The organism is Woronichinia naegeliana WA131, from assembly GCA_025370055.1.
GTDB classification, from domain to species: domain Bacteria; phylum Cyanobacteriota; class Cyanobacteriia; order Cyanobacteriales; family Microcystaceae; genus Woronichinia; species Woronichinia naegeliana.
Window position 1 is genome coordinate 7,598,973 of record CP073041.1, and the last position, 12,046, is coordinate 7,611,018.

Annotated in this window: 9 protein-coding genes; 4 read left to right on the top strand and 5 right to left on the bottom strand. The window is 41.5% G+C overall.

Annotated elements, in window-relative coordinates; all coding sequences use genetic code 11:
* Positions 1–143 precede the first annotated feature (143 nt).
* The 3 genes from KA717_38785 to KA717_38795 all read right to left on the bottom strand — a co-directional run bounded on the left by KA717_38785 (position 144) and on the right by KA717_38795 (position 3,681).
* Complete coding sequence (locus tag KA717_38785) at positions 144–1,979, bottom strand: SLC13 family permease (protein UXE61259.1); 1,836 nt, start codon at positions 1,977–1,979, stop codon at positions 144–146.
* A gap of 197 nt (positions 1,980–2,176) precedes the next feature.
* The gene (locus KA717_38790) at positions 2,177–3,151 is read right to left on the bottom strand and encodes an SPFH/Band 7/PHB domain protein (GenBank protein UXE61260.1); all 975 of its coding nucleotides are present in this window, start codon (positions 3,149–3,151) and stop codon (positions 2,177–2,179) included.
* A gap of 95 nt (positions 3,152–3,246) precedes the next feature.
* Positions 3,247–3,681 (bottom strand): NfeD family protein, encoded by a 435-nt coding sequence (locus KA717_38795; protein UXE61261.1) that lies wholly within the window; start codon positions 3,679–3,681, stop codon positions 3,247–3,249.
* A gap of 305 nt (positions 3,682–3,986) precedes the next feature.
* Between KA717_38795 and KA717_38800 the strand changes: the two genes are divergently transcribed.
* The 3 genes from KA717_38800 (at position 3,987) to KA717_38810 (ending at position 7,134) form a co-directional block, all read left to right on the top strand.
* On the top strand, positions 3,987–4,847 hold the full coding sequence (locus tag KA717_38800) for a methyltransferase domain-containing protein (GenBank protein UXE61262.1): 861 nt from the start codon (positions 3,987–3,989) through the stop codon (positions 4,845–4,847).
* Between the two features lie 25 nt (positions 4,848–4,872).
* Entirely contained in the window at positions 4,873–5,895 is a 1,023-nt protein-coding gene (gene hppD / locus KA717_38805; protein UXE61263.1) for a 4-hydroxyphenylpyruvate dioxygenase, read from the top strand.
* A 181-nt stretch (positions 5,896–6,076) separates the two neighbouring features.
* A protein-coding gene (locus KA717_38810; GenBank protein ID UXE64918.1) for an ISKra4 family transposase occupies positions 6,077–7,134 on the top strand; the annotation gives its coding sequence in 2 pieces (ribosomal slippage) (positions 6,077–6,233 and positions 6,233–7,134; 1,059 coding nt in all).
* A gap of 499 nt (positions 7,135–7,633) precedes the next feature.
* Here KA717_38810 and KA717_38815 read toward each other — a convergent pair.
* A complete protein-coding gene (locus tag KA717_38815; GenBank protein ID UXE61264.1) occupies positions 7,634–10,093 on the bottom strand; it encodes a GUN4 domain-containing protein in 2,460 nt (819 codons plus the stop codon).
* A 343-nt stretch (positions 10,094–10,436) separates the two neighbouring features.
* On the opposite strand from KA717_38815, the gene KA717_38820 reads away from it, so the two are divergent.
* Complete coding sequence (locus KA717_38820) at positions 10,437–11,144, top strand: D-alanyl-D-alanine dipeptidase (protein ID UXE61265.1); 708 nt, start codon at positions 10,437–10,439, stop codon at positions 11,142–11,144.
* A gap of 10 nt (positions 11,145–11,154) precedes the next feature.
* On the opposite strand, the gene pheA is transcribed toward KA717_38820, so the two are convergent.
* Positions 11,155–12,024 (bottom strand): prephenate dehydratase, encoded by an 870-nt coding sequence (gene pheA, locus KA717_38825; GenBank protein UXE61266.1) that lies wholly within the window; start codon positions 12,022–12,024, stop codon positions 11,155–11,157.
* Positions 12,025–12,046 lie beyond the last annotated feature (22 nt).

Below are 12,046 nucleotides of genomic sequence, written 5' to 3' on the forward strand. Positions count from 1 at the left end.
AAATATTCTGTGAAGGTCTCAACAGAGAGTTAAGGTTTAGACTGTAATGGCTAAGTACCAAATTAGTTCGTAAAAAACTTGCTGTTCAAGGAGCGATCGCTATCAGTAAACATCTTTAAACATCCATCAACGGTGAAAAGAATCTAGCGCAAACCATAGAAAACAATTGTCAACAATGGCGTTAAGAAAGCTAACATAATCGTTAAAGGCGCACCTACCTTCGTAAAGTCATAGAATTTATAACCCCCTGGCCCATAGACCATTGTATTGGTTTGATAACCGATGGGGGTCATATAACTATTGGAGGCAGCAAAAGTAACTACAAACATTAAAGCTAAAGGATTTAAGCTCAAACTCTTAGCCACCTCAACGGCGATCGGTAGCATCAACACAACAGTGGCATTATTAGACAGAATTTCCGTCAAAATAGCCGTTGCAATATAAAACAATAATAGAATCCAATAGCCTGATAAATGACCCCCAAAACTGACTAAGTAATTTGCCAACCATTTTGTCGTTCCCGAATTTTCCATCGCCGTTCCCAGGGGAATTAAACCGGCTAATAGAAAAATAATATCCCAACGCACCGCGCCATAAATTTCACCTGGTTTTAAACAACCTGTTATGATCATCAAAAGAACTCCGACTAAACTTGTCACTAGAATCGGCATCCAGTCTAGGGCCGCAATGACCACCACACCGACAGTAATCGCTAACGCAATCCATGCCTTATCTAGACGTAAATTTTCTCGATCCTTTTCTTCCAATACTAATAATTCTCTGGTGGTTTGCAAGCCTAAAAAGCTTTCCTTAGGGCCTTGCACTAATAACAAATCCCCGAAGCGTAATTTCACTTGTCCCAAGCGTTGACGAATCAGTTCTTCACCACGACGAATGGCTAATACAGTGGCATTATAACGCTGGCGAAAGCGAGTATCCTTTAAGGTTGAACCAATTAAACGGGCATTGGATAGGATTAAAATTCCGGCAATTTTTTCTTCTCCTTTTTCGAGATTCGTGGCTAACGATGCCTCTAGTTCTTCATCAGAAAATTTTACATCAGCAAAAATTTCAACACCTCTTTCGTCCTTAATTTTGAGGAGATCATTGCGTCCCCCTCGTACAATTAAAATATCACCTAGAGCCAGAACTTTATCCGCTAAAGGTTGGGGGAAATGGATATCATTATGAATAATTTCTAGAACGTCAATATCAAACTTGCGCTGAATTCCACTCTGTCTAAGGGTCTGACCAATTAAGCTAGAGCGCGGAGGAATAATGATCTCACTAACATAATCTTTTAATTGGTATTCATCCGTCATATTGCTGTCAGAAACGGGTTTACGCTCTGGCAATAAACGAGGAGCAACGATCGCCAGATAAATTAAACCGATCGCAAAAGTAGTTAATCCTAAAGAGGTAAATTGAAACAGATGAAACTCTTGCCCTGTCAGTTTTTTAGCAAGACCACTGGCCAGAATATTCGTCGAAGTCCCGATGACGGTAATCATGCCCCCCAATACGGTGACATAGGAAAGGGGAATCATCAGTTTAGAGACGGAAATTTTGCGCTGTTTACACCATTCTTCCACAATGGGAAGGAAGATTGCAACGACGGCGGTATTGTTAATAAAGGCCGTAATCGGCCCAACGATCGCCCCCATTACCAGAATTTGCTGGCTCGGATTGGTCCCCCCCCACTTTACCAAGAAATCCCGCATGATCTGAATAATGCCAGTCCGCGTAATGCCATAGCTGAGAATAAACATCGCCATGACGGTAATCGTGGCAGAATTTCCAAATCCGGCAATGCCTTCATCAGGAGTCACTAAGCCCAAAACCATCAAAATGACCATTACCGCGATCGCCGTTGTATCAATCGGCAACCATTCCGCCACAAACATCACCAATGCGCCAATAATGACTACAAGGGTAAGAAGAATTTGATGCTCCTGTAGCCACTGATGAACAATATCCATGAAATACGTCGAAAAAAAAAGCAGATGAAGTTACGATCAACTTAACCTTAACCGATAAGTTGTTACACATTTAAAGTGCTTGGTGATTTTCTTGAAAGTTCTGTAACCAGGGGCTTAAGCCCCTTGCCCGTATGCGTTTAAGCACTGTTTTAGTGAGTGCTATTCCTCGTTGTGATGACCTGACCATCCGTAGGCAATTAACTCGCCCGATGACGATCAATCTTCTCCAGGGCAGCCGTTAAATCCGCCGCCTTATCTTCCCGACCGGAATCAATCACCGATCGCACTCCTTCCAGGGTAGAAATAATACTACGGGGATCGATGAACATTACCTTACTACTTTCACTGGTTCCAATACTCATTCCCATGTCTAAATATTGTTGAGCCAATAGAAATTGCAAAGCTTCCCTGGTATCAGGATTCGTGCTCAGTTTTTCCGTCAAAATATTTAAGGCCGCAGCCGTTGCTTCAGCCTGAAGAATTTTCTGTTGTCGTTCAGCTTCTGCCTGGAGAATGGCCGATTTTTTCATCGCTTCTGCGTCCAAAATACGGGCTTGAGCCTGACCTTGAGCCGAATTAATGGCCGCATCTCGTTCTCCCTCCGAAGTCAGAATAGCAGCCCGTTTTTTCCGTTCCGCCGCCATTTGTAATTCCATCGAATCCTGAACTGCTTTAGCCGGTATGATATCGCGGAGTTCTACTCTGGTGACTTTCACACCCCAGGGATCGGTGGAAATATCGAGATCTCGCAGCAGACTTTCCCCAATTTCAGAACGGGCGGTAAAGGTTTCATCTAATTCCAATTTGCCAATTTCAGCCCGAATTTGCGTCAAAACCATATTTACCATCGCTGATTGCAAATTTTCTACTTTGTAATAGGCTTTTTCCATATCGAAAATGCGCCAATAGACGACAGCATCAACGGTAATAGAGACATTATCTTTCGTAATACAGGATTGGGGCGGAATGTCTAAAACTTTTTCTCGGATCGTTCCTTGATATACCACTCGATCCATAAAGGGAATGACAAAATTGAGGCCAGGGGCCAGTTTTTTGTTGTAACTGCCCAAGCGTTCGACTAAGTATTCATTTTTTTCGTTAACAATTTTAACGGAACCAAAAAGGGTAGAACCACCAAAGGCGAGAATAAATAAAAAGAAAAAGACTTCCATAATGTTTGTCCTAAGATGAATGATTAGAAGTTAAAGGGAAAAAAAGTAAGCGATCTTTTGCTCTCAAGATCACAATTTTTTTTAAAACATTGATTTTAAGGGACTGATTCGGTATCTAGAAAAGGATAGACAATCAGAGTATTGCCATTGCGACCAACCACATAAACTTTTTGGCATGGGGCAAGGGTAAGGGTTTGATCCTGACATTCTGCTCGCCAAGAATTGCCCTCATAGAGTACTCTACCCACCTTCCCAGGTAGAATTTCGGTTAGAGTTTCGCCTTCGATCGCATCTTGGAGATGAATGGAACGGTTGCGTTTAGGAACAAATCGTCGGGAGCCGATAATTAATAAGGTGGCCACCAAAAGCCAGGCTGTCACCTGAATGCCAAAACTGGGAATCCAAATGGCTAGACCGGCTACGGCGATCGCGCTAATCCCCAGAATCAAAGCAACAAAAGCGGTCGGGAAAAAAGCCTCCGTTAGACAAAGACAGGAACCAGCAATCAGCCAGAGAAAAACAAGATTCATAGCCAGAAACGAAGAGTGAAGATGATTAGATCTCTTGCAAATTCAAGCAAGTCCCCCTTTTTAAGGGGGATTTAGGGGGATCAAACGCTATTGTGCAAGAAGTCTATTCTCGCCAATCTTGATGCAGCCGAATTGAGAAATAAAACAATCTGCAAGCCTATCCTAGCCTAGTTGAGACTGGATTTTCTGATTCTTTTGTACTTAAGACTGCCCGTTAAGCTGTACAAATAGTAGAAATGCTTCAGCTATCACCCAAGAGAGTGAGGTTAGTTAGAATAATGAAAGTTCAAACTATCCCCTTTTTCATGAGTAACGACCTATATCAACAAATCCAGGAATTTTATGATGCCTCTAGTGGCCTATGGGAAGAAATCTGGGGTGAGCATATGCATCATGGTTATTACGGTCGGGGGGGAACCTATCGGCTCAATCGTCGCCAAGCCCAAATTGATCTGATTGAAGAGCTTTTAGCCTGGGCAGAGAGCGATGCCTGTAACAAACCACCATCCACGATTCTCGATCTTGGTTGCGGCATTGGGGGCAGTAGTCTCTATCTTGCCGAAAAATTGGGGGCGCAGGTTACGGGTATTTCGCTGTCACCAGTACAAATCAAACGGGCTAGGGAACGCGCTCTCAACCAAGGACTGGCAAATCAAGTCACTTTTGAAGTAGCTAATGCTCTAGAAATGCCTTTTGCTGATCAGAGTTTTGATTGGGTTTGGTCTCTCGAAAGTGGTGAGCATATGCCTGACAAGGCTAAATTTTTGCAGGAATGTTATCGGGTGCTTAAACCAGGAGGACGGTTAATCCTAGCAACCTGGTGTCATCGTCCGACTACTTCCTTGGCTGGGACTTTAACGGCTAATGAAAAACGGCATTTGCAAGCTATTTATCAAGTTTATTGTTTGCCCTTTGTTCTCTCTTTGCCAGACTATGAGGCGATCGCTCTGGATTGTGGTTTTAAAGCCCTGCGTTCCGAGGATTGGTCGATGGCTGTTGCACCCTTTTGGGATCAGGTTATTGATTCGGCGATTACACCCAAAGCGATCGCGGGACTCCTTCGGGCGGGCTGCAAAACGATTGAGGCCGCTTTATCTCTTCAGTTAATGCAGCGAGGTTATCAACGCGGTTTGATTCGTTTTGGATTGTTAACGGCAATCAAATAAATACTAAATTTTTACGGAAAAAACGATGAACATCGATCATATTCATTTTTATGTCGAGAATGCGAATCAGACTAGGGATTGGTTGATCCAAACGATGGGTTTGCAGTCATTAGGGCAAAAGGTGGAAACTCATACCCAGACTGAATATGTTGGCAATGCTCATCTTTTGTTTTTAGTCTCTGCTCCGCTCACTTCCCTTAGTCCTGTGGCTGACTATTTAAAAAAACATCCCAGTGGTGTTGTGGATTTGGCCTTTCAGATTCAAGATTTAGAGTTAATGTTAACTAAAGTTCTGGATTTAGGGATTCAAATTTTTCAAAAGAAGGTATCCAGCACCGGCGAAATTCAATCGTTTAAAATTAAGGGCTGGGGGGATTATTATCACACCCTGGTTAAAAATAAAGCCTCAATCTCTAGGGTTAATGAGCTATCGGAGTCTTCTGTCCAGATTACAGCGATCGATCATCTAGTTTTAAATGTTCATTCTGGTCAACTAGATTTAGCGGTAGATTGGTATAAAACTTTATTTGATTTTCAAGTTCAACAAATTTTTACAATTCAAACTAATTATTCGGGTCTTTATAGCAAAGCTTTAATTGATAACACTGGACAACTGCAATTTAATATTAATGAACCTAGCACTCATAATTCCCAAATTCAGACTTTTTTAGAATACAATCATGGGGCTGGCATTCAACATATTGCTCTATACACTCAAAATATTTTTCAAGCGGTTAGTGATTTACGAAAAAAGGGTCTAGGTTTTTTGCCCATCCCCAAAAGTTATTATGCTGCGCTGAAATATCGTTCTCAAAAGCTACTCAATTTTGCGTTTAATGCTCAGGAATGGCAAGCGTTAGAAGCTTTAGAAATCCTACTGGACTGGTCGGATCAACAACCAGAGGCTTTATTGATGCAAATTTTTACCCAACCTATTTTTGATCAGCCTACTTTCTTTTTCGAATTAATCGAACGCCGTCAGCAAAAAAAAGGATTTGGGGAAGGGAATTTTTTAGCATTATTTCAGGCAATTGAAACCTTATTATAAGAGCTAGTCTAGCGCGATCGCTTTGGGAGCATCTCACTTATGCCATAAGTATTAATACTTATGGGCAGAAAAATAAGACTTTGAACTTTATCGAACTTTATCAAAAAAAGAAATGAGAGTATAATAGTCGAGACCCACTTTCCAAAATCTATCCCAATTGAGGAACAATCTCATGTTATCAGTGTTATCAGAAAATGAAAAAAGGATTCAAGAGTTATGTCAAGAGTTGGGAGAATGTCTCTATCAACAATCTCAAGTTAAAACATTTAATAATTTGGGAGAAATAGAGGAGACTGTCAGAGACTTAATGATTCAGTATGTCAACCCAGAAATAGGTATTTTTTTGTCAAAACAAGTACCGAGGAAACCACAGGTCGGATACGAACAGTAAAAAGTATTTTGGGGGAATTGCCCATTACAGAAAAACAAGCGAAGAAATTAGAACTAAAGCCTCGAACTCAGATGAGTCCAATGTTAGAGAAGAACTGTTTGCTACTGAGTGGCGATGAGTCTTATGAAAAAGCAGCTAAGAAAATCCAATCATTGACGGGAATTGCTGTTTCTCACAGTACGCAACAACGCCTTGTACATCGCTATCATTTTGAAGAATTACCCTCTAACACAGAAGTCGAAGAAATTAGCATAGATGGTGGGAAGGTACGACTCAGAACTCCCAAGGGAGAACCCTTAATTTGGCGTGATTATAAAGGAGTCAGTTTTCATCAATTGGGGGTAGCTGCCTTTTTTCAAGATAACTCGGCTTTATTAGATTTGGTTAATTCTCAAATTTTGGCTAAGCCTTTAATTTGTTTGGGAGATGGACATGATGGTATCTGGAACTTATTTCGTGAGATAGGACAGAAACATGAGCGAATTGAAATTTTGGACTGGTATCACTTAATTGAAAACCTCTATAAAGTTGGGGGGTCATTCCAGCGAATTGAGGAGGTCAAGTCTTTTCTTTGGACGGGTGAAGTGGATGCCGCTATCTCCTGTTTTGAGGGATGGTCAGAGCCTCAAGCTGAGAATTTTATCATTTATTTAAACAAGCATAAACATCGGATTGTCAATTATGGTTATTTGCAGGCAGAGGGCATTTCCATTGGCTCTGGCTCTGTCGAATCTCAAGTTAAACAAATTGGTCATCGTCTTAAAATTACTGGTGCGAGTTGGAATTCTGACAATGTACCACAAGTCCTTCGTCATCGCTGTTCCTATTTAAATGATTACCTTTTTTGACTCTTTCATTTACCTCGTTAAGTATTTCTACTTATTGCAAAGGTGAGATGCTCCCGATCGCTTTTCTCAATTGCCGTCATAGTTTCCCATATTAATAATCAATTAAACAAAACCCACCGTAGGGACATAATACTATTATGTCCTTTTTTTAACGCTTTCTTCTATTACGTTGATTGGAGGACTTAACAGTGTTAAGTCCCTACAGAAAATGGATGAAATTTAATGCGATCTTGGCTATTTTTTCTATTAAACAAAATTTATCGTAGGGACATAATACCATTATGTCCTTTTTTTCATCGCCATCATATTTCTCTATATTTACCATAGGGGCGCATGGTGTGCGCCCAATAGATGATCGCGGTTATCAATATGACAAAAAATGGGTAATTAATGATAAACAAAATACGGTTATGAATGGGAATAAAATCGGGGGTTTGGGTGGAATTAATATGATATTTATGGTGATCAAATTGTCTTTTTGGGCGAACGCAATTCGCCCCTACGATATATTACAGGTTACAAGTCTTTGCGCGAGAAAAGAGACTCTTCTGCTTTCTCCTACTCCCCTGCTATCCAAATTCAAAATCACACACGGGAGGTGTGCGTGTTTACTACCCTCTAATAAAAAAGTTATCTCATCATAGCTACACCAGTCTCCGCTTCTCCGCCAACCCACTTGGTTAGCAAATTTTTTATAGACATCCCAATCATATTCCCCAGGGATACCACCGCAAGCCATCCAGACTTTTTTTTGTACGGAAAAGCCAAATTTACCTTTGCTGTAATATACCCAGAGCTTATCAATCTTACATAAATCATCACAAGGAAAGTTTTGAATATCTTCTATGCTTAACCCTTGATCAGCCTCTTTGCCCACGATTTGTAGCATTAGGCGGTCTGTTTCTTGATCAGCCTCTTTCCATTGACCATTTTTCAAAAAAGTTTCCAATTGTTGATAAAGAGTATTTTGAATTAACCAATCAAGAGCTTGAAGTGCATTAGGATTGGTAATTTTAGCGGTTATTAAATTTTTATCGTCGCCAGTTAATTCAAAATTAGTTGCTTTTTGAATTTGCTGCTCTAGACTAGAATTAATACGACGATTAGCCGACTTTAAACCTTTAAAGCATTCGTAAGCTAAATCTCTCGCCGCTTGTTGTTCAAACTCCAATAAATTCTTAATAAACTGAGTCGCATTCGCTAAACTGGCATACATTAAAATCGTATCTTTCCATTCTGTTTTTTGCCAATTTGCTAACAATAAATTTTCCTGATTTGCATCAATAATTTCATAAGCGGATAGATAACTTTGGAACTGACGATGGGCAAATTCATACTCATGATCAACTTTGACTAAAAGTTCACTGACTTCTTCCATTTGTTTTAAAAAATCTGCACTTTCCACTGTCGAATTCAGAAAATCTAACCCTTTTTGCAATTGAGCTAATAATGAATGTTCTTCAATGCGACTGAGGGTTCCCTTCACCATAAATAAAGCGAGTTGCTGTAACACTCGTTGACTATCTTGGAGCGGTAACAACAGATCAATTTTCTTCGCTAAGGGGCGATCACCGAGTTGGAGACGAATAATTGCCCGATAGAGATCAACCCTGCGATCGGGAAGACTTGCGCCATCATAACTCGCGTGCAAATTGACAATAATCGCCAACATCAGAGGACTTTTTGCTAAATCTTCTAATTCGGGACGACTGGTTAATTGCTCTAATAAATCTTGCGTTCTTCGATAGGCTTCCGTTGAAACCGCAGGATGATTGGGATCAGCACTAAAATGTTTTTCGCGGCTGAGATACCAAGATTGGATAAATCGTTCCCGTTGATCGGCATTTAAACCTTTGATATAAAAAGATAAATTGAACTTTGATTCGGGATCAAAATCTAAACGGTAAGCCGCAGGACGAGAGGTTAAAATAAACACCGCATTAGGATAGTCCCGCATCTGTTGACCGACCCACCGACTAACCAGAGAACGGGGTTTTTCTTCACCTTCTTTGACTTGCTCTTTAACTTCATCAAAACCATCAAACATGACCAACATTCCAACCTTTTGACTGAGCCAATGTTTAGCCCAATTCGGGGGAAGTTTCACATCTTTTCCGCCTGGTAAGTAGGGAAGATGGTATTTTTCAATTAAAGTTGGTAAATCAGGCTTTTCTTCGATAATGACTTTCTGCCATTGTCGAAAATCTAATAAAACAGGCAATAATTTTGGGGCTTTATAGGGAGCCTGACTATACAATTTTTGGCAGTAAATATGGGTGACATGACGCAATAGAGTCGTTTTGCCGTAACCGCCCCAGGCTTGGATCACCATACTGCGATAGATGGATTCCTGGGGACTACGCTTTAAAATATCCCAAATCCTGAGTTGATCGGCTTTTTGGAGAAATTCCTGAATACTTTTTTGCGAATGAAACCCGCCAGGCATCGGTAAATCGTGACCATCGGGCGATCGCCAGGCAGTGCCACTTAATTCCAAGGGGACAAAAACATCTTTTAATAACGGCTTAAAGGTGTTTAAACCCTCTGTGCGCGAAAAATCGACCTCATTGCCCTGACAACGCAAATATTTATCTTCTGTACCTGCCAATTGCCATTTTACGGTCTGATCCAGCTTGTCTTGCCAATTGACTAAACTTTCTGCGTCCTTATCTCCTCGACTTTCATAAAGCGTCTGTAATTTTGCGAGAAAACCCTTGCTATAGGCGGCCCAAGCCACTGCTAAACCTGTTAGGGGAAAGGTAATCAGAGCTTGCATGATTTGGGAATCTTTAATAAAGGAAACCAATAACCAGCCGCTACTTCCTAAAGGAAACCACTGAATTAGAGTGATAGTCGCGTTATTCAGCCATTTTTGCGTCTTTGCTTGAGTAGAAAGATCGTCTGTATTCTCTTCTTTTTCAGACTTAGATTCTTCCTTTTTATCGTCTTCTTCTGCCATAACCGTTAACTCTAATTTTTCCCCATTATACCGATTTTAGCGAGGAATATGGCATTACGATCAAAACTCATTGTCAGCCAAGCGCGATTAATTGTCAGCCAAGCGCGATCGCTTTTCCAATAACCTCTGATTTTTTGAGCAAAAGTTTGGACAATTGCTGTCAAATTATTTTTATACTTAGTATTTTTTTGTTTACTTTACTTTTTCTGGGTCTTCAAGAATAAAACAGCCTCATCTTAATAAGGGCCGCAGAGGAGATAAAGTGAAAAATTTGTCTTCTATTTCGTTATAATCTGCTACTGAGCAGACAACTAATTTGAATTTTTCTGATTGAGAAAATGCCATGAAACCTTACTCAAAAATTCCTATTCAAGATTGTGGAGAACCCCTGGTTCCGATCGCCCTAGAAAATATTTACCTCGAAGATCCCGCACCCTATGTTCTTCTAGGAGCCGACTATCAAGGGAAAAGTCCCTATTGTTTGCGGATAGGGGTATTAACAGCTTTAGCCCAGGCTCAGGACAATCTCAGCCAATGCCAGCCAGGTTGGAAAATTAAAGTTTTTGATGCCTACCGTCCGATCGCCGTTCAGCAATTTATGGTGGACTATACCTTTGGGCAAATTTTAGAGCGGGACAAGTTAACCATCGAACAGTTAAGTGAAGCGCAACGTCAACAGGTACTTGAAGAGGTCTATCAAATTTGGGCCATTCCCAGTCATGATCCGGCCACGCCACCGCCCCACAGTACTGGAGCCGCTTTAGATATTACCCTGATCAATGAATTGGGCCAAGCTGTGGCCATGGGAGGAGAGATTGATGAATTATCACCGCGATCGCAGCCTAATTTTTACCAACCAGCAAAGGATCAAGAGGCTCAAATTTATCATCACCATCGCTGTTTATTAAATAACTTGATGGAATCCGTCGGTTTTCTGCGACATCCTGGGGAATGGTGGCACTTTTCCCTCGGTGATCAACTGTGGGCTTGGCAATACAATCAACGCAATCCGATCGCCCCTCGAATTGCCCACTATGGTCGGGTTGAATAAGGGTCAAAATTTAGCCCAATAATTGCTCTAAATCCTGTTTTTCTAGAGATAGAATCGAGTAGCTGCCAAAAATCTTTAAAACCTCTGTATAGCGAGATAATTCTGCCAAGGCCTCCTGAAGGGATGACTGAGACTGACTGGCTTCCAAATCCATAAAAAAGAGATATTCCCCTAAAGAACGTTTGGTAGGACGGGATTCGATGCGACTGAGATTAATATTGCGTTCGGCCAAGACTTTGAGGGGATTGACCAAGGCTCCTGGTACATTGGCTGGCACACTAAAAGCCAAAGCGGTATGACTACCGGTGGTTTGAGGTTTGATGCCGACCACCCAAAAACGGGTGCAATTGTCGGGATAATCATTGATTCCGGCTGCTAAGACGGGTACTTGGTATAGATTGGCTGCACGGGGAGACGCGATCGCCGCTAAATGGGGGGAATGTTCCAGTAATTGAATAGCTTCGGTAGTGGAGTTGGCCGGTACTAAACGACAGTGGGGTAGGGTTTTGGCTAACCATTTTTGGCACTGTCCTAGGGCCTGGGGATGGGAATAAATGGTCGTCAGGGATTCGAGGGAGGTTCCCCAGGACAGCAAGACATGAATGATCGGTAAAACCAATTCCTGTTGAATCTGGAGATTGCCCCGTTCCCAAAGCGTATCAAGGGTGACGACAATACTGCCCTCGGTGGAATTTTCCACAGGAATAATGGCCAAATCGACCTCTTGATCGGCTGCGGCCTGAAGACTTTGACCGATGGTAGGATAGGGAATGAGATGGGTTGATTGACCTTGATGGTGGTTTAACCAATGGGCATAGGCTAGGGCTGCCGTTTCAGCATTAGTTCCCTGGGGGCCAAGATGGGCAACAGAAAGTGACATAAACCATCAACTCCATAAATTC